The sequence below is a fragment of the Micromonospora sp. NPDC047707 genome, from assembly GCF_040704235.1.
Lineage (GTDB): Bacteria > Actinomycetota > Actinomycetes > Mycobacteriales > Micromonosporaceae > Micromonospora.
Window position 1 is genome coordinate 86,874 of sequence record NZ_JBEYSU010000018.1, and the last position, 24,860, is coordinate 111,733.

Genomic DNA, 24,860 nt, shown 5'->3' on the forward strand with positions numbered 1-24,860 from the left:
ACCCCGATGAGCGCAGAACGGAACCCCGACATGGACGACGTGAAGGAATCGTGCCTCTTCCCCGAGCGTGACCGGGTGGCCTGCTTCGAGGCCACCTCGCCCGGGATCTCTCCCGTCGCCTGGGCGACGGACCACCTGGCCCTGCTCAACGAGCGGCTGGACGCGTACGGCGCGGTCCTGCTGCGCGGCTTCGACGCCCCGGACGCCCCGGTGTTCTCGGCCTTCGTCCGCGTCTTCGGCGAGGAGATGGCGGAGTACACCTACCGCTCCACGCCGCGCAGCAAGGTCGGCGACGTCTACACCTCCACCGAGTACCCGGCCAGCGAGGTCATCCCGCTGCACAACGAGATGGCGTACACGAGCGTCTGGCCGCGGCGGCTCTTCTTCTACTCGCACGTCGCGGCGCAGACCGGCGGCGAGACCCCGCTCGCCGACAGCCACGCCGTGTGGCGGCGGGTCCCGGCGGACGTCCGGGAGCGGTTCGAGCGGCACGGTGTGCGCTACGTCCGCAACTACCGGACCGGGCTCGGCGTCTCCTGGCAGGAGACGTTCCCCGGGATGGACCGGGCGGGCGTAGAGGAGTTCTGCCGCGAGCGCGGCATCACCTGGCAGTGGCTCGACGGCGGGGACCTGCGGACCGTCGAGACCTGCCAGGCGGTGGCCGTGCACCCGGTGACCGGGCGGACCGGGTGGATGAACCAGGCCCACCTGTTCCACGTCTCGAACCTGCCGGAGGCCACCCGGGAGGCGCTGCTGGAGCTCATGGCCGAGGAGGACCTGCCGCGCAACGCGTACCTCGGGGACGGCAGCCCGATCACCGACGCCGACCTGGCCGCCATCCGCGCCGCGTTCGACGCCGAGGCCCTCGCCTTCCCCTGGCAGCAGGGCGACCTGCTGATGGTGGACAACATGGCCATGGCCCACGGCCGGTCCAGCTTCACCGGGCCGCGCCGGACCCTCGTCGCGATGACCGGGTCGTACGGCAGCCGGGAGGCGTCGTGACCACGGGGTACCCGGAGAAGATCGCCTTCCTGGAGTCGCACGGCGTCGCCGACCTGGCCCACTCCGAGGCCAACCTGCTGGCGCACCTTCGCGGCGTCCACGACCTGCTCGCCGGGTGGGGATCGCGGCCGGCCCTGTGCGACGCCGGGCTCTTCCACTCGGTGTACGGCACGGAGATCTTCCCGACCGGCGCGATCCCGCACGAGCTGCGTCCGGCCGTCCGCGACCTGATCGGCGCGGAGGCGGAGACGCTCGCGTACCTGTTCGGGACGGTCACCCGCTCCGCGCTGTTCGACGCCGCGTTCGACGGTCCGCCGTTCCTGCTGGAGGACCGCTCCGGCGGGTGCGTCGCGGTGACCCCCGGCCAGTACGCCGACCTCGCCGCGCTGACCGTCGCCAACTGGCTGGAGCAGCGCCCCCGGTTCCCGGAGGCGAGCCGCTTCAACCGGGCCCGCGAGTTCGACGCCATGCGCCCCTACCTGCCCGACCCGGTGCGGCACGCCCTGGAGCAGGCCTACGGCTTCGCTCCGGTCACCGTCGTCCAACCCATCGCCTGAAACGAGTAGCCGTGGCAATCGACACGCCGGTACGCCCGAGCGCCGAGGGGGACGCGGGGATCATCTCCCGGGTCTTCATCCACTGGCCGTCGGTCCTGGTGCGGACCGCACTGCGGCGGCCCCTGGAACTCTCCGACAGCCTGACGCCCCCGCGCTACGACCACCTGGAGCGGGTCGCGCCGGTCTTCGCCCGCGCCTGGGCGGCCCGCCGCGGCCGGCCGGACGGGCTGCGGCGCGCCCTGTACCAGACGTACCGGCGGCGGTTCTGGTGGGCGGCGCTGATCTTCCTGGCCTACCAGGCCTGCGCGACGCTCGGGCCGCTGCTGGTACGGGAGCTGATCGCCTGGTTCGAGGGTGACGGCCGGGGACCGGTGGTGGAGGGCCTGCTCATCGCCGCCGGCCTGGCCGGGTTCTACGTCCTCGACTCGCTGACGCACAAGCACCAGTGGTCCGAGGTGTGGAAGACCGCCCACTCCATCACCGCGCTGCTGCGGACGGAGATCCTGCACAAGTACCTGCGGATGGACCAGGGCGCCCGGCTGGCCCACCCCACCGGCGAGGTGATCACCCTCGCCTCGTCGGACGCCCGGCGCGTCGGCCGGGTCGCGTTCACCCACATGGCGTGGGCGGTGCCGCTCGGCATCGCGGGCTCCTGCGTGATCCTGTGGGTGCTGCTGGGCTGGGCCGCGCTCGTCGGCGTGGCGATTCTGATCGCCGGCCTGTGGCTGTCGCACGTGGCCAACGAGCGGGTCTTCGCGCTCGTGCCACCGATCCGGGACGCGAACGGCGTCCGCATCGGACTGGTCAGCGAGTACCTCACGGCCATGCGGACGCTGCGTTCGCACGGCTGGGAGGACGTGGCCGAGCGGGCGGTGGGCCGCGAGCGGGCCGCGCTCAACGAGCTGCTGGTACGGCGGCAGCGGCGCCTCGCCACCCTGTACCTGGTCAACGCCGCCGCGCCGGTGCTGATGGTGATGGCCACGCTGGTCACGTACGCGGCCCTCGGCAACGAGCTGCGGGCGGCGGACGTGTTCGCCGCGATCGCGGTGCTGACCGTGCTCCGGGCGCAGCTCCCGGAACTCGTGCGCTACCTCGACATGCGCAACGAGTGGCGGGTGGCGTTCGGCAAGGTGACCGCGTTCCTGGAGGCGCCGGACGTGACGGTGCCGTCGGGCGTGGACACCGCCGCGGCCGGCACCGTGGACCTCGACGGCGCGTCGTTCGCCTGGCCGGGCGCGGAGCCGGCGACGGCGCCGGTCCTGTCCGGCGTCGACCTGCGCGTCGCGCCCGGTGAACTGGTCTGCGTCCTGGGGCGGGTCGGCAGCGGCAAGTCCGCGCTGCTCGCCGCGCTCGCCGGAACGATGCGTACGGTCGCCGGCACCGCGACGGTCGGGGGCAGCGTGGTCCACCTGCCGCAGCAGCCCTGGATCATGCACGGCAGCATCGCCGAGAACATCCGCTGTTTCGCACCCGAGGATCCCGACCGGTACGCGGCGGTGGTCCGCGCCACCGCCCTGGGCGCGGACCTGGCCGCGATGCCCGCGCGGGACGCGACGGTGATCGGTGAGCGCGGCGCGAACCTCTCCGGCGGGCAGCGGCAGCGGGTCGCGCTGGCCCGGGCCGCGTACGAGGACGCCGACGTCTACCTCTTCGACGACCCGACCAGCGCGGTCGACGACGCGGTCGCCGGCACCATCCTGGAGTCCCTGCTGTCCGACGTCCTCGCCGGCCGTACCCGGATCGTGGCGACCCACCGCCCCGACGTGGCGCGACGGGCCGACCGGGTGGTCGTCCTCGACGGCGGCCGGGTGGTCGCGGCCGGCCGGTTCGACGAGGTGGCCGCCGGGATGCCGGAGCTCCTGCCGGCCGCCGCCGCCGAGGCCGCGCCGCGGACCGGGACGGACACCGCCCCGCTCGACGAGGTGGTCGAGGAGGTCGCCGAGGAACCGGCCGAGGCGGTGCGGACCGGGCGGGTCGACACCGGGACGTACCGCCGGTACCTGCGGGTGCTCACGCCGGGCGCGCTGGTCGTGGTGCTGCTCGGGCTGGCGGTCGGTGGGCAGGCCGTGCTCGGCGGGTCGTCGTTCTGGCTCGGCCACTGGACCGAGAGCGCGGGGCAGGACACGCTGTTCTACGCGGGCGTGTTCGCCGCCATCGGCCTGCTGGCGCTGGTGTTCGACCGCGGGCTGTTCAGCTTCGCCTTCGCCCGGGGCGTGACGGCCGGCCAGTCCCTGCACAACTCGATGCTGCACCGGGTCTTCCGGGCCCCGCTGTCGTTCTTCGACCGCAACCCCTCGGGCCGGGTCCTGGCGCGGTTCTCCAGCGACATGGAGACCATCGACCTGGAGCTGCCGGAGACCACGATGGACACCCTCCGGGTGGCCGTCGGCCTGGTCGTCCCGCTGGCCGCGCTCGCCCTCACCAGCCCGCTGATCCTGCTCGCCGCCCCGCTGCTGCTGGTGCTGTTCCTGCGCTGGCAGCGGCTCACCCGGGCCAGCACGGTGGCGGCCTCCCGGCTGTCGAAGCAGGCGAACGAACCGCTGCTCGCCCTGCTCACCGAGGCGGTCGAGGGGGTCAGCTCGATCGAGGGGCGGGACGTGCGGGTCCGCGGCTACCAGGCCGCCTTCCGCGGCCGGGTGCGCACCGCGCACCACGCGGACTACACGGTCAACTCGCTGTCCCGGCACTTCAACCTGCGGCTCGACCTGCTCGGCGCGACCGTGCTGCTCGCGTACGGCGTGCTGATCGTCGTGCAGGGCGGCATCGGCGCCGGGCTGGCCGGCGTCGGGATCAGCTTCGTGTACGCGCTGATGGAGGCGCTGGCCATGAGCCTGATGACGGTGCAGATGATGGACCTCGCCCTGGCCAGTTTCGAGCGGGTCGACGACTACACGAGACTGCCGGTCGAGCGCACCGACGGGCGGCCGGCGCCGGCCGGCTGGCCGACGGCGGGCGACGTCCGCTTCGAGGACGTGACCCTGCGCTACTCGGACGACGCCCCACCCGCCCTGGACGGCGTGTCGTTCCACGTGCCGGCGGGGAGCAAGGTCGGCATCGTCGGCCGGACCGGAAGCGGGAAGTCGAGCCTGTTCACCGCGCTGCTGCGGTTCGTCGACCCGGAGCGCGGACGCGTCCTCGTCGACGGGGTGGACACCGCCACGCTGCGGGTCACCGACCTGCGGGCCGCGGTCGAGGTGGTTCCGCAGGACCCGGTGCTGCTGCCCGGCACGCTTCGGGACAACCTGGACCCGACCGGGGCGTACCCGGACGCGGCGGTCAGCGCCGTGCTCACCAAGGTCGGACTGGCCGACCGGCTGCTCGGCCCCGACGGCGGCCTGGACCGGACCGTGTCGGCCGGCGGCGGTCAGCTCAGCGCCGGCGAACGGCAACTGCTCTGCCTGGCCCGGGCGCTGCTGCGCGAGGCGAAGATCCTGCTCATCGACGAGGCGACGGCCAACCTGGACGCCGAGACGGACGCCCGGATCCAGCGGCTGCTCTCGGTGGACCTCGCCGGGGCCACCGTGCTCACCATCGCCCACCGCCGGGAGACCCTCGCCGGCGCCGACCTCGTGGTGACGCTGGACGCCGGCCGGCTGGTCCGGACGACCGGGCAGGACCGGGCGGAGGCGCTGCTCGGCACGGTGGCGGAGCCGGTGGGCCCGCGGACCGGCCGGGCCGACGTCGGGGAGCCGGTGCCGTGACCGCGGACACGCTCGCGTACTGGCGGGAACGGCTGACCGGGATGGCCACCCTGGACCTGGTCACCGACCGGGTCCGCCCGGCCGTCCGGCGGCACCGCACCGAACGGGTCGGCCTCACGGTCGACCCGGACACCGCACGCCGGCTGATCGAGGTGAGCGGAGCGCACGGCCTCCCGCCGTTCGTGACCCTCCTCGCGGTCGGGCAGCTGGTGCTGGGCCGGCACGCCGGCACCCGGGACGTCACCGTCGGCACACCAGCCGCCGGCGCACTCGTCGCGGTGCGCACCGCCTGGACGGACGACCCGACCGTCGGTGGGCTGCTGGCGCGGGTGGGGGAGGCGGTGCGCGGGGCGGCCCGGCACACCGACCTCCCGCCGGACCGGCTGGCGGAGGCGCTGGGCCGGCCCCGCGACCCGAGCCGCGCCGCGCTCTGCCCGGTGGTGCTCGCCGCCGGTGCCGCCCCGGAATCCGGCGACGTGCCGCCCGACCTGACCGTGCTGTGGGACGAGCCCACGCCGGACGGGTTCCGGGGCGTCGTCGGGTACGACCCGGACCTGTTCGACCGGGCGTCCGTGCGGCGGCTCGCCGACCACTACCGGACGCTGCTCGGCAACGCCCTGACCACCCCGGACGCCCCGGTCTCCGCGCTCGCGCACACCACCGCCGAGGAGGCGGCGCTGCTCACCGCGTGGGGCACCGGCGACGGCGCGGCCGCGGCGTCGAGCGTGCTGGCGGCGTTCCTGGCCCGGGCCGACGCGACGCCGGACGCGGTGGCAGTGGAGTACGGCGCAACGACCCTCACGTACGCCGACCTGCGCGAGCGCGCCGGCGGCCTGGCGGCGGTGCTGGCCGCCCACGGTGTCACCCCGGAGAGCGTCGTCGGCCTGGCGCTGGAGCGTTCCGCGCAGCTCGTCGTCGCCATGCTCGCCGTCCTCGCCGCCGGTGCGGCGTACCTGCCGCTGGACCCGGCCCACCCGGACGCCCGACGCGAGTACATGCTGCGCGACAGCGGCGCCCGGCTGCTGCTCGCCGACCGCGACGTGACCTTCGCGGGTGGGCTGCCGGTGCTGCGTCTCGACCGGACGGTCAGCGCGGCGGCGGCGGGCCGCGCGAGCGCCGGGCCGCCGGTCCATCCCGCGCAGCGGGCCTGCGTCCTCTACACCTCCGGCTCGACCGGGCGGCCGAAGGGCGTCGAGATCACCCACGGCGGGATCGTCCGGCTGGTCCGCGACGCCCGGTACCTCCGCGTCGGCCCGGCCGATGTGATGGCCCAGGTGGCGAACACCTCCTTCGACGCGGCCACCTGGGAGATCTGGGGGGCCCTGCTCAACGGCGCCCGGCTGGTCGGTGTCGCCAAGGACGACGCGCTGACCCCCGCCCGGCTGCGTGACCGCCTGGCCACCCACGGCGTCACCACGATGCTGCTCACCACCGCCCTGTTCCACCGGTGCGTCGACGAGGACCCGGCGATGTTCGTGCCGCTGCGGACCCTCTTCTTCGGCGGGGAGGCCGCCGACGCCCGCCGGGTCGCGGTCCTGCGCGCGGCCCTGCCCGGGTTGCGGCTGGTCAACGCGTACGGCCCGACCGAGGGCACCACGATCGCCGCCACCTGGGACGTGGCGGACCTGCCCGGCGACGCGGCCCGCACCCCGATCGGCCGGCCGATCGGCGGCACCCGGCTGCACGTGCTCGACGACCACGGTCGGGAGACCGGCGTCGGCGTCCCCGGCGAGCTGCACCTCGGCGGCGCCGGGCTGGCGCGCGGCTACCTGGGGCGGCCCGACCTGACCGCCGAGCGGTTCGTGCCCAGCCCGTTCGGCGCCGGGGAGCGCCTCTACCGCACCGGAGACGTGGTGCGCTGGCGGGAGGACGGCCACCTGGAGTACCTGGGTCGCGCCGACCACCAGCTGAAGATCCGGGGCGTCCGGATCGAGCCGGAGGAGATCGCCAGCGTCCTCACCACCTGTCCGGGTGTCCGGGCCGCCGCCGTGGACGTACGCGGGGACGGGGAGGCGCGCCGGCTGGTCGCGTACGTCGTGTCCGACGCCGACCCGGTCCCGGCCGGCGACCTGCGCGCCCACCTGGCCGCGCGGCTGCCCGAGGCGATGGTGCCGGCCTGGTACGTGCCGCTCCCGGCGCTGCCGGTCACCCCGAACGGCAAGGTGGACCGGCGGGCGCTGCCCGAACCGGCCGCGCACCACGGCGTGCGGGCGGCCACCCACGTGCCGCCCCGCGGGCCGGTGGAGGAGCTGGTCGCCGACGTCTGGCGGGACCTGCTCGGCGTACCGGTCGTCTCCGCCGCCGACGACTTCTTCGCCCTCGGCGGCCACTCGCTGCTCGCCGCGCAGATGGTGGCCCGGGTCGCCGCCCGCGCGGGCGTGGACCTCGGGGTCCGCGCCGCCTTCGAGGCTCCGACGCTCGCCGCGCTGGCCGCCCGGGTCGCGGTGGCCCGGCACGGCACCGCCCGGCCACCGGTCCCGCCCGCCGGGGACGGCCCGCACCCGCTGTCGTACGCGCAGCAACGCCTGTGGTTCCTCGACCGGCTCAACCCCGGCCAGGCCGTGTACTCGGTGCCGCTGCTGCTCACCATCGACGGGCCGGTCGACGTCGCCGCCCTCGACGGGAGCCTCCGCGCCCTGGTGGCGCGGCACGCGGCCCTGCGGACCCGGCTGGTCGCCGTCGACGGCGAGCCGCGGCAGGTGGTCGACGAGGAGCAGGCCGTCACCCTCACCGTCGACGACCTGCGCGGGCTGCCCGACGCGGACGAGCGGGCCGGCCCGCTGCTGCGCCGCGACTCCGACGAGCCCTTCGACCTCGCGGCCGGGCCGCTCGCGCGGTGGCGCCTGGTCCGGCTGGCCGACGACCGCTCCCTGCTGCTGGTCACCATGCACCACGCGATCTGCGACGGGTGGTCGGTCGGCGTGCTGATCCGCGACCTCGGGGCGTTCTACGCGGCCCGGACCACCGGGGCGCCCGCCCCGGCGCCGTTGACCGTGCAGTACGCCGACCACACCGGGTGGCAGCGCCGGCTGCTCGCCGGCGAGACCCGCACGGCGCAGCTCGGGTACTGGCGGGACCGGCTCGGCGGCGCCCCCGCCACCCTGGACCTGCCCACGGACCGCCCCCGCCCGGCCGCGCCCTCGCACACCGGCGAGACGTTCGGCGTACGGCTGCCCGCCGCGCTGGTCCGCCGGCTCGACGAGCTGGGCCGGCGGCACGGCGCCACCCGGTTCATGGTGCTGCTCGCGGCGTTCCACCTGCTGCTGGGCCGGTACGCGGGCGTGCGCGACGTCAGCGTCGGCAGCCCGGTCTCGGGCCGCACCCGGCCGGAGTTCGACGACCTGGTCGGCTTCTTCGTCAACACGGTCGTCCTGCGGACCCGCTGGCGGGACACCGACACGTTCGCCGACCTGGTGTCCGCCGCGCGCGAGGCGGTGCTCGGCGCGTACGAGCACCAGGACGTGCCCTTCGAGCAGGTCGTCGAGGCGCTGCGCCCGCCCCGCGACCCCAGCCGCACCCCGCTGTTCCAGGTCATGCTCTCGGCGCAGACCGTGCCGGAGCGGACGACCGCGCTGCCCGGGCTGACGGTCACAATGGCCGAGCAGCCCGGCCGGGTCGCGAAGTTCGACCTGACCGTGGCCTGGGACGAGACCCCGCTCGACGCGGGCGACCTGCGCGGCACCGTCGAGTACGACGTGGAGCTGTTCGACCGGGACACGGTCGAGCGGATGGCGGAGAGCTACCGGACCCTGCTGGAGTCTGCCGCCGCCGCGCCGGACACCCCGGTGGCCACCCTGGACCTGCTGGCCGGGCCCGAGGAGGTCGCCCCGGCCGCGCCGCCCGCTGTCCCGGACGCCGGGACACTGCACGGCCTGGTGGCCGCCGCCGCGGCCCGCTGGCCGGACCGGCCCGCACTCGTCCAGGACGACCGCACCGTCACCCACGCCGAGCTGGCCGCCCGCGCCGCCGCCGTCGGCGCCGGCCTGGCCGCCCGGGGCGTGCGCCCCGGCGACACCGTCGCCGTCCTGCTGGACCGGACGCCGGACTGGCCGGCCGCGCTGCTCGGCGTTCTGCGCTGCGGCGCCGCGTACGTTCCGCTGGACCCGGCCACGCCGCCGGAACGGCTCGCGTACGTCCTCGCCGACTCGTCCGCCGTGGCGGTGCTCGGGTCACGGACCGCCGGCCCGCCGTCGGTGGAGGTGCCGTTCGTCGCCGTGGAGGACGTCGCCGCGGCCGCCCCGCCGGCCGGGGAGGCCGCCGGCCCGGGCCACCCGTCGGCGCCCGCGTACGTGCTCTACACCTCGGGCACCACCGGTCGGCCCAAGGGCGTGTGGGTGAGCCACGGCAACCTCGTGCACACCCTGGCGGCGGTCGCCGCGCACTACGCGCTCGGTCCCGCCGACCGGGTGCTCCAGTTCGCCGCGCTCACCTTCGACGTGGCGGCGGAGGAGCTGTTCGCCACCCTGATCCGGGGTGGCGCCGTCGTCCTGCCGCCGGCCGGCCCGGTCCCCGGCCTCGACGAGCTGACCGCCCTGGTGCGCCGGTACCAGCTCACCGTGCTCAACCTGCCGGCGTCGTACTGGCACGAATGGGTCGCCGCGCTGGACCGGCACCCCCCGTCGTCCTGCCCGACGCTGCGGCTGGTCGTCGTCGGCAGCGAGCGGGTCGACGCGGGCCGGCTGGCCCGCTGGCGGTCCGCCGCGCCGGACGTGCGGTGGCTCAACGCGTACGGCCCGACGGAGACCACCATCACCGCCACCGTGCACGAGCCGGCCGACCATGATCCGGCTACCGGCACCGTCCCCGTCGGACGGCCGCTGCCCGGCGTGCGGGCGTACGTGCTCGACGACGGGCTGCGCCCGGTGCCGCGCGGTGTGCCCGGTGACCTCTGGCTCGGCGGCCCCGGCGTCGCCCTGGGCTACCTCGGCGACCCGGCCCGCACCGCCACCAGCTTCGTGCCCGACCCGTGGGGGCCGCCCGGCACCCGGATGTACGGCACCCGGGACCGGGTACGCCTCGGCGTCGGCGGCGTGCTCGAGTTCCTCGGCCGCGACGACGACCAGGTCAAGCTGCGCGGCTTCCGGATCGAGCTGGGCGAGGTGGAGGCGGCGCTCGCCGCGTACCCCCCGGTCGCCGAGGCGGCGGCGCTGCTGCGCGAGGACACCCCCGGCCACGCGGCCCTGATCGGCTACGTGACGCCGCCCGCCGTGGACGTGACGGGCCTCCGCGCGCACCTGGCCGACCGCCTCCCCGGCTACATGGTGCCGGCGGCGATCCTGCCGCTGGAGCGGCTGCCGCGCGGCGAGAGCGGCAAGGTCGACCGCGCCGCCCTACCGCCGCCACGGCTCCCGGCCCCGGCCGGACGTGCCACCCCCACCGGCGAACTGGAGGAGGCGGTGGCGGCGATCTGGCGGGAGGTGCTGGCGGTCCAGCACGTCGGCGCCGACGACAACTTCTTCGACATCGGCGGCCACTCGCTGCTCATGGTGCGGGTGCAGGCGCGCCTGGCCGAGCGGCTCGGGCGCACGGTGCCGGTGGTGGACCTGTTCCGCCACCCCACCGTGCGTGCCCTCGCCCGGCACCTGGCGGCCGGCGGGAGCCCGCCGCCACCGACCACCGGGCACCGCCGGGCCGAGACCCGCAGAACCATCCAGAGGGGACGGACGCCGCGACGACGGTCCGCCGCCCCCCGCAACTCGGGAGAAGATAAATGACCGAGGGCCGTACGCTGCCCGACACCGCCGTCGCCATCGTCGGGATGGCGCTTCGGATCCCCGGAGCCGACACCCTGGACGGCTTCTGGCGCAACCTGCGCGACGGGGTGGAGTCCATCACCACCCTCAGCGACGCCGACCTGCTCGCCGACGGTGTGCCGCCGGAGGAGTTCACCCACCCCGACTACGTCCGCGCGCTCGGCGTCCTCGACGACCCGGCGGGCTTCGACGCCCGTTTCTTCGGCTTCTCAGCCCGCGAGGCGCAACTGCTCGACCCGCAGCACCGGCTCCTGCTGGAGTGCGCCTGGGAGGCGCTGGAGCACGCCGGGCACCCGGCGGACACGACCGACGCGGTGACCGGCGTCTGGGCCGGCGTGGGGGAGAGCGGGTACCTGCTGCACAACCTGCTGCCCCACGCCGACCTGGTGGCGCGGGTCGGCGAGTTCCAGACCTCGATCGGCAACGACAAGGACTTCGTGCCGACGCGGGTGTCGTACAAGCTGGACCTGCGCGGCCCGAGCGTCAGCGTGCAGACCGGCTGCTCGACCTCGCTGGTGGCGGTGCACATGGCCGCCCAGGCCCTGCTGGCGGGGGAGTGCGACGTCGCGCTGGCCGGCGGCGCCACCGTCATCCCCCGGCGCCGCGGCCACCGGTACGAGCCGGGCGGGATCCTCTCCGCCGACGGGCACTGCCGGGCCTTCGACGCCGACGCCACCGGCGCGGTACCGGGCAGCGGCGGGGCGGTCGTCGTCCTCAAGCGGCTCGCCGACGCCGTGGCCGACCGGGACGTGATCCACGCCGTGATCCGGGGATCGGCGGTGAACAACGACGGCGCCCGCAAGGTGGGCTTCACCGCGCCGAGCGTGGACGGGCAGGCCGACGTCATCGCCGAGGCGCTCGGCGTCGCCGACGTCGACCCGGACACCATCGGCTACGTCGAGGCGCACGGCACCGGCACCCCCATCGGCGACCCGATCGAGGTGACCGCCCTGAGGAGCGCGTTCCACGGGGTGCCGGCCGGCCGGATCGCCCTCGGCTCGGTGAAGACGAACGTCGGGCACCTCGACACCGCCGCCGGCGTGGTCGGCCTCATCAAGGCGGTGCTGGCGCTGAAGGAGCAGGAGATCCCGCCGTCGCTGCACTTCCGCACCCCCAACCCGGAGCTGGGGCTGGACGGGAGCCCGTTCCGGGTCGTCGCGGCCCGCACCCCGTGGCGCGACGAGGTCCGCCGCGCCGGGGTCAGTTCGTTCGGCATCGGCGGGACCAACGCCCACGTCGTGCTGGAGGAGGCCCCGGCGCCCGCGCCGCCGGTCGACGGCCGTCGCCGGCACGTGCTGCCGCTGTCGGCCGCCACGCCCGCCGCGCTCGACGCGTCCGCCGCCCGGCTGGCCGGGTACCTGCGCGCGAACCCGGACGCGCACCTGGCCGACGTGGCGTACACGTTGCAGCGGGGCCGCTGGACGCTGCCGTACCGCCGGGCCGTCGTCGGCGGCGGCCCGGCCGAGCTCGCCGAGGCCCTGGACCGGCCGGCCCCACGGGGCGCGGAGGAGACCGCCACCGACCGCGAGGTCCTGTTCACGTTCCCCGGCCAGGGCGCGCAGCGCAGCGGCATGGCCCACGCCCTGTACGCGAACGAGCCGGTCTTCCGCGCCGAGGTGGACCAGGCGGCGGAGCTGCTGGCCCCGCTGCTCGGCGAGGACCTCCGCCGCCTGCTGTACCCGGCCGACGACGGGCGGCCCGCCGCCGGGGCGGGCATCGACCAGACCCGGTACGCGCAACCGGCCCTGTTCGTCGTCGAGTACGCCCTCGCCCGGCTCTGGCAGGCGTGGGGCGTCCGGCCGGCGGCGATGCTCGGGCACAGCGTCGGCGAGCTGGTGGCCGCGTGCCTCGCCGGGGTGTTCACGCTGCCCGACGCCCTGCGCCTCGTCGCCGCGCGCGGCCGGCTCATGCAGGCCGCGCCGCCCGGGGCGATGCTCGCGGTGCCGCTGCCCGAGGCCGAGCTGCTGCCGCTGCTCGGCGACGGGCTGGACCTCGCCGCCGTCAACGGGCCCCGGCAGTGCACGGTCTCCGGTGCGCCCGCCGACGTCGACGCGTTCGCCGCCCGGCTCGCCGCTCGGGGAACGGCCGCCAAGCTCCTGGTCACCTCGCACGCCTTCCACTCCCGGTCGATGGACGACGCCGCCGCGGCGTTCGAGGCGGAGGTCGCCCGGGTGCCCCGGGCCGCGACGCAGGTGCCGTTCGTGTCCAACGTGACCGGCACCTGGATCACCGCGCAGGAGGCGACCGACCCCGCGTACTGGGCCCGGCAGCTGCGCGCCACCGTCCGCTTCGCCGACGGCCTCGCGACGGCGCGCCGCCCGGACGCGGTGCTGCTGGAGGTGGGCCCGGGCCGGGTGCTGACCCGGCTCGCCGGCGGTCCCCGGTCGGTGGCCTCGCTGCCCTCGGCCGGCCGGGACGCCGACGCCGAGACCGAGGTGCTGACCGCCGCGGGCGAGCTGTGGCGGCAGGGCGCGCCCGTCGACTGGGAGGCGCTGCACGGCGAGCTGCCGCCGCGCCGCGCCGTCCTCCCGACGTACCCGTTCGAGCGCGAGCGCTGCTGGGTGGACCCGCCCCGCGGCGCGGTAGTGGCGCGGACCGGTGGGGTCGACGGGCTGGCGGTGCGCGGCTTCCGCCGGACCGGCCCGGTCGTGCCGGGCGGTGCGGCGACCGGCACCTGGCTCACGGTCGGGTCCGGCGCCCTCGACCAGGTCGTGGCGCTGCTGCGCGCGGCCGGCACCCGGGTGGTCACCGCCGACGGCGACCCGGCCGCCGGCGGGCTCGCCGTCCCGCTGCCGGCGGACGAGCGGGTGGCGGGTGTGCTGCTCGCCGCCGGGCCGGACGACCCGCTGGCCACGCTCGCCGCGCTGGAGAGCGCCCTCGCGGCGCGCGGCGACACGTACCCCCGGATCGTGGTCGTCGCCGACGGCGTCCTGGACGTCACCGGCGCGGAGACCCTGGTGCCGGCGCGCGGCGTCCTCGCCGGCTGGGCGACCGGCGGTGTTCCGGGCCGCCGGACGCTGCTCGACGTGGCGCCGCCGGCGTCCCCGGACGCGGCCCGGCGGCTGGCCGCCGCCGTCGCCGCCGAGGTGCGCGCCGAGCGTCCCGAGCCGGTGGTGGCCCTGCGCGGGCCGCACCGGTTCGTGCCCGACGTCGAGCCCGTGCCGGCCGCCGCGCCGGCCCGGCACGCCGGCGCGCGGTACCTGCTCGCCGGGGACCCGGAGACCACCGGCACGTTCCGCCGCGCCCTCGCCGCCGCCGGTGCCACCGTCGGTGACCTCGCGGCCGGGACCGCCTCCGCCACCGGCGCGGCCGGGACCGCCCTGGTCCTGATCGACGCCGGCGCGCCGGCCGCCGCTGCCCTCGCCACACTGGCCGGCGCCCTCGCCGACGCGCGGGCCGCCGGACCGGAGCTGGTGGCCGCCGCCGAGGTGCACGTCCTAGGCGGCGCGCCGGAGACGCCGCTCGCGGACCGGGTGGCCGGGCACGTCGCGGCGATCCGGCGGGAGGCCGACGTGCCGTGGACGACCTACGTGTGGCCGGCGGGTGCCGGGGCGGCGGTCGAGGCGACCGTCCCCCGGGTGGTGGCCGCCGCGCCCGGCGCCGGCCACGTCCTGGTCACCGCCCTCGACGAGCCGGTGGACGGCACGGCGGAACCGGCCGGCGACGCCCCCCGGTACCCGGATGCGACCGAACGGGAGGTGGCGGCCATCTTCGCCGACCTGCTCGGCGAGTCGGACGTCCCACCCACCGCCGGGTTCTTCGAGCTGGGCGGGCACTCCCTGCTCGCGGCGCAGCTCGTCGCCCAGGTGCGCGGTACCTGCGGGGTGGACATCCCGCTGCGGACGTTCGTCGCCGAGCCGACGGTCCGCGGTCTCGCCGCCGCCGTGCGCGCCGCCCGGGCGGCCGCCGGCGACGCCACGCCGGAGGCGCTGCCGGTCGTCGTCCCGGACCCGGCGGCGGCCGGCCGGTCCTTCCCGCTGACCGACGTGCAGCAGGCGTACTGGATCGGCCGCACCGGCGTGTTCGAGCTGGGCAACGTCGGCATGCACGGGTACGAGGAGTTCGACGTCCCGGATCTCGACGTGCCCCGGCTGGAGCACGCGCTGCGCCGGCTGATCCGGCGGCACGGGATGCTCCGCGCGATCGTGCTGCCCCACGGCGAGCAGCAGATCCTCGACGAGGTGCCGGACTACGTGATCGTCACCGAGGACGTCCGCGGCCGGCCGGAGGCCGAGGCCACGGCCGTCCTGGAGCGCACCCGGGACGCCATGTCGCACCAGGTCTTCGCCCCGGACCGGTGGCCGCTGTTCGAGCTGCGGGCGACCCTCCTGGACGGTGGCCGGGGCCGGGTGCACTACAGCATCGACGGCCTGATCACCGACGCGTGGGCGTCGAACATCGTGATGCGCGAGCTGACCCGGCTCTACCACGAGCCGGACGCGGAGCTGCCCGAGCTGGAGCTGACGTTCCGCGACTACGTGCTCGCGGCGACGGCGGTCGAGTCGACCGACCGGTACCGGCGTGCCGAGGCGTACTGGCAGCAGCGCGTCCCGACGATGGCGCCGGCGCCGGAGCTGCCGCTGGCGCGCGATCCGCACAGCATCTCCGCGCCGCGCTTCGCCCGGCTGACCGGCGAACTGCCCGCCGACGCGTGGACCCGGGTGAAGGCGGCGGCGTCCCGGCGCGGCGTCACCCCGACCGCGCTGCTGCTGGCCGCGTACGGTGAGGTGGTCGCCACCTGGTCGAAGACCCGGCGGTTCACCCTCAACCTGCCGATGGCGCACCGGCTGCCGCTGCACCCGCAGGTCGACGCGATCCTCGGCGACTTCACGTCGGTGACGCTGCTGGAGATCGACGCGGCCGGCGCGGCGTCCTTCGAGGACCGGGCGCGGGCCGTCCGCGACCAGCTCCTCACCGACCTCGACCACGGGCTGTTCAGCGGCGTGCGGGTGGCGCGGGAGCTGAAGCGGGTACGCGGCGACGCCGCCGCGGTGATGCCGGTGGTGTTCACCAGCCTGTTCCAGGGCGTCGGCGGGCACCCGCAGATCGGGGAGGTCGTGTACAGCATCTCCCAGACGCCGCAGATCTGGATCGACACCCAGGTGTACGAGCGGGACGGCGCGCTGGTGCTGGACATCGACGCGGTCGAGGACCTGTTCCCCGACGGTCTGGTGGCGGACCTGCACGCGGCCACGATGGACGTGCTGCGCCGGCTCGCGGCCGACGAGTCGCACTGGGCCGACCCGGTGCCGTCGCTGGTGCCCCGCGCCGACCTGGCCGCCCGGGCGGAGTACAACCGGACCGGCGGGCACCTCCCGGCGGGCCTGCTGCACGAGCCGTTCTTCGCCACCGCCGCCCGGGCGCCCGAGCGCCCGGCCGTGATCACGCCGACCCGCACGCTCACGTACGGCGAGCTGGCCACCCGCGCCCGGGTGATCGCCGCCCGCCTCGCCGGGCTGGGCGCACGCCCCGACGACCTCGTCGCCGTGGTGATGGAGAAGGGCTGGGAGCAGGTCGCCGCCGTGCTGGGGGTTCTCGCCGCCGGGGCGGCGTACCTGCCGGTCGACCCGGACCTGCCCGACGAGCGGGTGCGGCTGCTGCTGGCGCACGGCCAGGTCCGCGCGGTGCTCACCCAGGGGCACCTCGCCGACGCCGGGGCGGAGCGGTTCGCCGGCGTGGCCGACGTGCTGCGGGTGGACGAGCTGCCGGCCGACCCCGGTGCCGTGCCGCCGGTGATCGCCACGACCCCCGACGACCTGGCGTACGTCATCTTCACGTCCGGGTCGACCGGCCTGCCCAAGGGCGTGATGATCGACCACCGGGGCGCCCTCAACACCGTCGTCGACGTCAACGAGCGGTTCCGGGTCGGCGAGGACGACCGCGTCCTCGCGCTGTCGTCGCTCAGCTTCGACCTGTCCGTCTACGACATCTTCGGTCCCCTCGCGGTCGGCGGCGCGGTGGTGCTGCCCGAAGCGGCGGCGCACCGCGATCCGGCCGCCTGGCTCGACCTGGTGGCCACGGTGGACGTGACGATCTGGAACTCGGTGCCGGCGCTGATGGAGCTGTTCGTCGAGCACCTGACCGTCCGGGAGGCGACCGACCGGCTGCGGCTGGTGATGCTGAGCGGAGACTGGATCCCGGTCGCCCTGCCCGGCCGGATCCGTCAGGTGCTCGGCGGGCCGGAGGTGGTCAGCCTCGGTGGAGCCACGGAGGCGTCCATCTGGTCGATCCTCCACCCGATCGGCGACGTGCCGCAGGACTGGACGAGCATCCCGTACGGGCGGCCCATGCGGAACCAGACGTTCCACGTCCTCGACGACGCGCTGCGGCCCCGGCCGACCGGCGTGCCCGGGCAGCTCTACATCGGCGGCGTCGGCCTCGCCCGCGGCTACCTGCGCGACGAGGCGAAGACGGCGGCGAGCTTCGTGGTGCACCCGGAGACGGGGGAGCGGCTGTACCGCACCGGTGACCTCGGCCGCTTCCTGCCGAGCGGGGAGATCGAGTTCCTCGGCCGGGAGGACTTCCAGGTCAAGGTCCAGGGCTACCGCATCGAGCTGGGCGAGATCGAGGCCGCGCTCGCGCAGCACCCGGCCGTGCGGGCGTCGGTCGTCGTCGTGCAGGGCGAGCCGCGCGGCGCCCGCCGCCTGGTCGCCTTCGTCGTGCCGCAGGAGGCCGGCGGGCCGCCCACGGACGTGCGGGAGTTCCTCGCCGGGAAGCTGCCCGGCTACCTGGTGCCCGGCGCGTTCCACGAGGTCGACGAGCTGCCGCTGACCGCCAACGGCAAGGTCGACCGGAAGGCGCTGGTCGTGCCGGCCGAGGCGGACGAGGCGGACGAGGTGCCGTACGTGGCGCCGCGTACCGCCCTGGAGGAGACGGTCGCCGCGGTCTGGGCGAGCATCCTGGGAGTCGACCGGGTGGGCGTGCACGACAACTTCTTCGCCCTCGGCGGGGACTCGCTGCTGGCCATGCGGGCGGTCGTGCACCTGCGCAAGGCGCTCGACGTGCAGGTCCCGATCCGGGTGCTCTTCGACAGCCCCACGCTGGCGGCCGCCGCGCTCGCCATCGAGGACCAGCTCCTCGCCGAGCTGGAGGAGATGTCCGACGAAGAGGCGCACAGCCTCCTGTCCACCGAGCCCGCACTGGAGAACCACCCGTGAACCCCACCGCCACCCCCCGCGCCCGGCGCGCCCACGACTGGATCGTGGGCGCGCCCCGCCGCGGCGGCCCGCCCACCGTCCGGCTGTTCTGCCTGCCGTACGCCGGGGGTGGCTCCTCGGCGTACGCCGGCTGGCAGGAGGCCCTCGGCGGCGCCGTCGACGTCTGCCCCGTCGAGCTGCCCGGCCGGCAGACCCGGTGGCGCGATCCCGCGTACACCCGGGTGGGGCCGCTGGTCGAGGCGCTCGCGTCGGCGCTGACCGGCGAGCTGGACGTGCCGTACGCCCTGTTCGGGCACAGCATGGGCGGGCTGGTCGCGTTCGAGCTGGCCCGCGAGCTGCGCCGGCGCGGCGCCGGCCTGCCGCGCGTCCTCTTCGTCGCCGGTGCCCTCGCCCCCCAGCTGCGGCGTGCGGCGCCGGACATCCACGACCAGCCGGACCGGCTGGTGGTCGAGCGGCTGCGCCGGCTCGGCGGCCTCGACGAGGAGATCGTGGCCGAGCCGGAGCTGCTCGAACTCCTGCTTCCGACGATCCGGGCCGACTTCTCGATCTGCGAGACCTACGAGCACCGCCCCGAGCCGCCGCTGCCCTGCCCGGTGGTGGCCTTCGCCGGCGACGAGGACGACGAGGTGCCGCCCGAGCGGGTGGCACCGTGGCGCGACCACACGGCGGCGGGGTTCACCCTGCACGTCCTGCCCGGCGGCCATTTCTTCCCCCGCACAGCCCGGGCGGCGCTGCTGACCGTCGTCCGTGCGACCCTCTCGCCGTGTCGATCATGAGGTGAGCGGCGGGGGTCACCTGAACCGCTGACCTCGTGATCGACGGGGTCAGAGGGCGTGGCGGACCCAGACGTTCGGCTCCACGTAGACCGCGTTGTCCTGTGCCACGTCGCACCACACCGGTGCCAGGGCGTGCGGCACGTGCACCGGGCCGGTGCGGTCGAACGGCAGGCCGGTCCAGGCGCGCCACTCGGCCAACGTGCCCGGGATCGTCATCGAACGGGGCGCCACGGAGTCGATCCGGCCGCCGGCGCGGACGTGCACCCGCAGCCACGGGTCGACCGGCAGGCCGTCGTCGCGGACGCGGTACGCGTACTCGCTCATCGGTTCGTCCGGGACGGTGTGCTTGCCGCTGGGGCGGACGGGCGCGACCAGCTCGGTGAAGCCGAGGCGGGCGGCGTTGTCCCGCATGGCGGCGAGCATCCGCGCCGAGAGGCCCCGGCCCCGCGCCTCCGGCCGGATGCAGATCTCCAGGGCCGACACCAGGTTCGGCTTCGTGCCGATCAGCCGGTTGATCGAGGCCCGCTGCACGATCCGGTCCCAGCCGCCGGGCGGCAGCGCGTCGGCCGTCCAGGACAGCGGCACGCTGTACGCCCGGGCGACGGCCCGCCCGGGCTCGGCCGGGTCGAGGGCGAGCAGGACGTACTCCGGGTAGAGCTGGTCGGCGACCGCGTAGTACAGCGCCGCCATCGGGTCCCAGCTCATGAACTCCGGCCACGCGCCGTCGAAGTCGTCCAGCAGCGGGGCGAGGTCCGGCCGCTCGGCGAGGGTCACGATCTCAAGATCCACGTCGGGCACGGTAGCGACCCGCTGCCGTCCACGCACCCGACTTTCGGCCCAGGTGATTGGAAGGGACCCTTTTACCACCGCAGGCGTTAAGAAGGGTCCCTTCCTTGCATCCGGTGCTGGTTAGGGGAGGGGTTCGATCCAGATGTTGCGGTAGCGGACGTTGGCGCCGGGGTCGCCGTGGTCCTGGAGGCGGATCGGGCCGCCGGCCGCGGTCTCCGCGGCGCCGCCCCCGGTCGGGCCGGTGATCTCCACGTCGTCGTGGACCAGGACGCCGTTCCAGCGGACCGTCACGCGGGCGTTGGCGGTCTTGTTGCCGGCCCCGTCGAAGCGCGCCGCCCGGAACGTGACGTCGTACGTCTGCCAGGTCTCGGGTGCGCCGGCCGCGTTGCTGTCGGCCGCCTTCCGGTCGTAGATCGAGCCGGCCTCGGTGTCGTCCAGCGACGGGTCGCCGTACGAGTCGAGCACCTGGATCTCGTACCGGTCCTGGAGGTAGACACCGCTGTTGCCGCGCGCCTGCCCGGTGACCGTCGACGGGTACGTCGGCTCCCACCACTCCACGTGCAGGGTGAAGTCGCCGAAGCTCTGCCTGGTCCGGATGTCGCCACCGAGCACCTCCATCGACCCGTTCGCCAGCGGCCAGGTGGCGGCGCCGCCGGCCGTGCTCTGCCAGGCGTCCAGGTCGTCGCCGTCGAAGAGCTGGATCCGGCCGGTCGAGCCGTTGACCACCCAGTGCTGGTGGGCGCCGCCGGCGTACGTCCAGATCTGGACCTGGGTGCCGTCGGCGCTGGACCCGCCCGCGGCCTCGAGCACCTTGCCCGACTGCGGGTTGAGGATCGAGCCGTTGGCCTGCGGCCGCCACACCTGGGAGCCGGTGCCGTTGCAGGTCCACAACTGCACCCTGGTGCCGTTCGTGGTGCCGCCGTTCGCGACGTCCAGGCACTTGCCGAGAGCCTGGTACGTCTCCCCGACCCGGGTCCACTTCTGCGCGTTGGTGCCGTTGCAGGTCCAGAGCTGGATCTTCGTGCCGTCGGCGGTCGCCGAGTTGCTGACGTCCAGGCACTTGCCGCCGGTCCCGGTGATGGTGCCGGTCCCGCCGCCGGCGCCACCCGGCCCGTACACCTCGAACTCGTAGATCCGGGCGGCGACGTCGGTGGTGCTGGTCGGCGCGGTGATGTTCAGCCGGACGTAGCGCGCCGCGACGGCCGTGACGTCGTGTGTGGTGGTGCTCGCCGTGTTGCCCGTCACCGTCGTGCGGGTCGTCCAGGTCGACCCGTCGGTGCTGGTGGCGATCGTGAAGTCCTTCGTGTTCCAGGCGGTGTTCTCGCCGCCCGCGCCGGCGTGCCGCACCACGAACCGGTTCACGTCGCGGCCGGCGCCGAGGTCGACCTGGAGGTGTTTGGTGGCGCCCTTCGAGCACCACTTGTCACCGTTGCCGCCGGAGACGCTGCCGTTGACGGCCTTCTCCGGGCCCTCGGTCGCCGCGCAGGAGCTGTCCGCCGTGGCCGGCCGGTTCAGCGCCAGGTTGGTGCCGCCGGTGGGCGGTGGGGTGCTGCCCGGGATGGCGTTCAGGGTGTACCACGCCTCGGTGCTCCACAGGGACTGTCCGGCGGACGACGTGAACGGCCGGGGTGAGCGGACGTACACCACGTGCCCGGCCTTGCGACCCGGGATGGTGAGGGTGACGGTCTTGCGGTCGGCGGACAGGGTGGCCGACGAGACGGTCAGCGTCTGCTCGTCGATCTTCGGGCCACCGTAGGCGGCGGTGGGCTGGTAGCGCCACTGCTTGACCCGGTAGCGCGCGGCGAGGTCGGTTGCGGTCTCGGTGGACAGCGGCTGGGTGTACTCGAGCTGGAATCCGCCCTCGGTGGCACGCATGGCGAGGATGTCGAAGGCCGTGGTGCCGTTCGGGGTGAGTTTCTGCAGGCCGTACGCCAGCTTGCCGCTCTGGCCCCAGTTGCCGCCGGCGCCGAGCCCGCCGACGTAGATGGCGCCGTCCGGCCCCAGGTGCACCTCGGAGACGCCGGCCTCCAGACCCTGGGTCATCCGGAACAGCGCGCCCTGGTACTCGCCGTTGACCTTCTCGAGGTACGCGCGCTGGAGCCCGCCGTACGTGACGTCACCGATCAGCAGTTGCCCGGCGAAGGTGCCGCTGGGCACCAGCACGGGGGCGCTGGGGGAGTTGGCGATCTCGTTCTGCGGCATCCACAGCACCGGTGGGGTGACCGGCCTGGTGTCGAACGGGCCGGCCGGGTTCATGTAGTGGTTGAAGAACCGGTCCTGCTTGACGTGCAGCAGTTTCGACGAGGGCAGCCAGCCGCCCTGGTTGTCGGTGACGAAGATGCCGTTCTCCGGCCCCCAGCCGATGCCGTGCGGTGTCCGCAGGCCACCGGCGACGTACGAGACGGCACCGGTGTCCTTGTGCACCCTGATGGTGGTGCCCCGGTTGGGGGCCGGCTGGGGATCGGTGGTGGCACCGCCGTAGTTGATCGACACGGAGAGGTTCAGGTAGAAGTACGGCGCCTGGTAGAGCAGGCCGAACGCGAACTCGTGGAAGTTCCCGCCGTACGGCCAGGTGGCCACGGTCTGGTACTGGTCCGCGACCTCGTCGCCGTTGGTGTCCACCAGCCGGGTGAGCCGCTGCTTCTCCGACACGTGGACGACACCGTCGACGACCTTCAGGCCCATCGGCTCCTTGAGGTTGTCGGCGATCTTCTTGGTGGTGACGTTGCCGGGCCCGGTGGATCCACCGGTGTTGCCCAGGATGTACACCTCGCCGTCCTGTGAGGTGCCGGACTGGTCGTTGCCGCCCCAGGTGGAGATGACCAGCCTGCCGTCGGCGAGCCAGTCCATGCCGGTGACCTTCGGTTGGAAGCCGCTCGGCCGCAGGTTGGTGAGGCTGTAGCCGGGGTGGACCCCCGCCAGCGGCAGGCCGTCGCCGGGCGAGTCGAAGACACCTTCGCACTCCTTGCGGCCCGGCGACGTTACCCGCACCACGCCGGCGTCGGTGCTCAACGCCGAGTTGGGCACGAGCGTGAACGTCGACGAGCCGGGGGTCCGCCACTCCAGGGTGATCTGCTGGCCGCCGTCGCGCTCGAAGTGGTCGAGGCGCAGCGGGTGCAGCCCGGCCGCGAGGGTGAGCGTCCCCTCCTTCGGCGTCGGGCCGTGCAGGCCGTCGTGGTCGACGACGACGGTGCTGCCGATGGTCAGCTTCGAGCCGTCGTCGCTGGTGAGCCGGAACGTGTAGGAGCCGGCCTGGGTGACGTTCAGGTTGCCGAGCACCTGCGTCACGAAGCGGTCCGCGAAGCCGAAGTCGGTGCTCGACGTCCAGTTGATCGTCGGCATCAGCCGGTCGACGTTCGGAGTCTGGCCGGGCTTCAGGGTGCAGAGTTCGTCGAGCGGCACCTGCACGTCGTACACGCGCAGGGTGACGCCCGGCTCCTGGGCGGGTGGTGCCGCCGCCGCCGGTGTCGCCGGCAGGCCGCTGGCGGCGAGGACGAGCGCGGCCGACGTCAGGACGGGGCTGCGGAATCGGCGCAGCAGCCAGTTGCCCATCGTTCCTCCTGGGACGCAGTAGGGGTGAGGCGACGGCCGACCGCGAGAATCGTGGTGGGGGAGGGCGGTGACCGTCGAACCAAAGCCAGGTGGTGATCGGAACGCCGACCCGGGTCGCCACCTGAACGCGGGGTGATGAGCCGAGACATTAAACCAGACGACGACATCTTTCGATCAGTTCACCAGAAGTTCTAGCCGGCTGAGCGAAAGGCGATGTCGTCCTTTATGGACGAATGCCGCGTTCCGGTGCGGCGACCCGGCATCGGTCGGCAGTACCGATCACGGCAGCGGATGGGTGATGCCGCGTGCGTGGTCGGCGACCCCCGCGGCCACGACCGTCGCGCTGAGCGGAAGCATCTCCAGGCAGCGGCGGACGGCGGCGGCCAGCAACGTGTTCGGCACCCGCATGGACAGGGTGCAGTGCGGCACCCAGCGACCCGGCCGGTAGTGCTCGGCCAGCGTCACCCCGGCGCCAACCAGCCGGTCGTGCACCCGCCGGTGGTGCGCCAGCAGTTCGGTGGTCGGCGTGACACCCAGCCACAGCACCCGGCCGACGAACTGCCCGGCGTACTGGAAATCAAGGCGCAGCGGCTCCGCCACCACGCACCCGGCGAGAGCTCCGGCCACCTGCTCGGGGTCCAGCCGAGGCGCCACCGCGAGCGAGACGTGCGGGCGGTGCCGCTGCTCCAGCAGCGAGCGCATGCTCTGCACGCCCTCGGCCTCGAGCGCGTCCCAGAGCACCCGGATCCGCCGGCTGGCATCGGTGTCCAGGTAGAGCTCCAGCGCCGCGACCACGTGATCATCGTAGGGCGCGGCCCGCGTTTCCGGGCCGCGCGACCATCGTGCTCAGGGCACGACGACGGCGCGGCCCTCGAGCGTGCCGTCGGCCATCTTCCGGTACGCCGTGACCGCGTCCTCCAGCGCGTACGTGCTCGCCTTCGGCCGGACCAGCCCGCGCGCGCCCAGCTCCAGCACCTCGATCAGCTCCGGGCGGCTGCCCCAGTAGGTGGTCTGGATGCTCACCTCGTACGGCACCGAGAAGAACCCGACCGGCAGGGTGCCGCCCCCGAGGCCGACGATGGTCAGGTCCCCGACGGTCCGCGCCGCGGCGGCGCCGAGCGCCAGCGTCGCGTCCGCGCCGACGCAGTCGATGATCACGTCCGCGCCCCGGCCGCCGGTGGCCTTCCGGATCTCCTGGGCGGTGTCCGCCCCCGAGCGCAGGCTCAGGTCGGCGCCGCCCGCACCGGGTCGAGCCCGGTCACGCCGTCGCCGAGCGCGTGCACCCAGCCGGCGTTCTCGTATCCCAGCGTGAACGGCGGGTTCCACGGCACCGCGCCGGCCTCGAAGTCGTGCATCAGGTGCAGGTCGGAGTGGTAGGCCCCGGCGGCGCCGATGCGCACCACCACCTGGCCCGGGCCGGGCGTCGGCTCGGGCACCTCGACCAGCTCGGGCTCGGACTTCCAGCCGGGCAACCGCAGTGCGCGCATCGGGTCCTCCTGTCCGTCCCGGCCCGTCTGCCCGCTCGGCGCGCCGTCAAACGGTTCACCCGCTCCGGGTGAACCGGCCTCACCCC

The 24,860-nt window shown here is 75.0% G+C and carries 11 protein-coding genes; 6 read left to right on the forward strand and 5 right to left on the reverse strand.

What is annotated here, in order from left to right; translation table 11 throughout:
* Nucleotides 1-6 precede the first annotated feature (6 nt).
* The 6 genes from AB0873_RS20130 to AB0873_RS20155 are packed head-to-tail and all read left to right on the forward strand — an operon-like array spanning nt 7 to nt 18,946.
* Complete coding sequence (locus tag AB0873_RS20130) at nt 7-1,002, forward strand: TauD/TfdA family dioxygenase (RefSeq protein WP_366601223.1); 996 nt, start codon at nt 7-9, stop codon at nt 1,000-1,002.
* Nucleotides 999-1,559, forward strand: coding sequence for a DUF6817 domain-containing protein (locus tag AB0873_RS20135; protein ID WP_366601225.1), 561 nt, complete (start codon nt 999-1,001; stop codon nt 1,557-1,559). Before AB0873_RS20130 ends, AB0873_RS20135 begins: the two co-directional genes overlap by 4 nt.
* An 11-nt stretch (nt 1,560-1,570) precedes the next feature.
* On the forward strand, nt 1,571-5,260 hold the full coding sequence (locus AB0873_RS20140; RefSeq protein WP_366601227.1) for an ATP-binding cassette domain-containing protein: 3,690 nt from the start codon (nt 1,571-1,573) through the stop codon (nt 5,258-5,260).
* Complete coding sequence (locus AB0873_RS20145) at nt 5,257-10,974, forward strand: amino acid adenylation domain-containing protein (RefSeq protein WP_366601229.1); 5,718 nt, start codon at nt 5,257-5,259, stop codon at nt 10,972-10,974. The genes AB0873_RS20140 and AB0873_RS20145 overlap by 4 nt, the downstream gene beginning before the upstream one ends.
* Nucleotides 10,971-18,170 carry an amino acid adenylation domain-containing protein gene (locus tag AB0873_RS20150; RefSeq protein WP_366601231.1) on the forward strand — a complete coding sequence of 2,400 codons (7,200 nt, stop codon included), beginning with the start codon at nt 10,971-10,973 and terminating at the stop codon, nt 18,168-18,170. The genes AB0873_RS20145 and AB0873_RS20150 overlap by 4 nt, the downstream gene beginning before the upstream one ends.
* Nucleotides 18,167-18,946, forward strand: coding sequence for an alpha/beta fold hydrolase (locus tag AB0873_RS20155; RefSeq protein ID WP_366601233.1), 780 nt, complete (start codon nt 18,167-18,169; stop codon nt 18,944-18,946). The genes AB0873_RS20150 and AB0873_RS20155 overlap by 4 nt, the downstream gene beginning before the upstream one ends.
* 48 nt (nt 18,947-18,994) lie before the next feature.
* Here AB0873_RS20155 and AB0873_RS20160 read toward each other — a convergent pair whose 3' ends face one another.
* The 5 genes from AB0873_RS20160 to AB0873_RS20180 form a co-directional block, all read right to left on the reverse strand.
* Entirely contained in the window at nt 18,995-19,735 is a 741-nt protein-coding gene (locus AB0873_RS20160; RefSeq protein ID WP_366601235.1) for a GNAT family N-acetyltransferase, read from the reverse strand.
* 120 nt (nt 19,736-19,855) lie between these two features.
* On the reverse strand, nt 19,856-23,287 hold the full coding sequence (locus AB0873_RS20165) for a family 16 glycoside hydrolase (protein WP_366601237.1): 3,432 nt from the start codon (nt 23,285-23,287) through the stop codon (nt 19,856-19,858).
* 279 nt (nt 23,288-23,566) lie between these two features.
* Complete coding sequence (locus AB0873_RS20170) at nt 23,567-24,082, reverse strand: 2'-5' RNA ligase family protein (RefSeq protein ID WP_155333007.1); 516 nt, start codon at nt 24,080-24,082, stop codon at nt 23,567-23,569.
* Between the two features lie 51 nt (nt 24,083-24,133).
* The gene (locus AB0873_RS20175) at nt 24,134-24,613 is read right to left on the reverse strand and encodes a zinc-binding dehydrogenase (RefSeq protein ID WP_366601239.1); all 480 of its coding nucleotides are present in this window, start codon (nt 24,611-24,613) and stop codon (nt 24,134-24,136) included.
* The gene (locus tag AB0873_RS20180) at nt 24,511-24,774 is read right to left on the reverse strand and encodes an alcohol dehydrogenase catalytic domain-containing protein (RefSeq protein WP_366601241.1); all 264 of its coding nucleotides are present in this window, start codon (nt 24,772-24,774) and stop codon (nt 24,511-24,513) included. Before AB0873_RS20180 ends, AB0873_RS20175 begins: the two co-directional genes overlap by 103 nt.
* Nucleotides 24,775-24,860: the final 86 nt, after the last annotated feature.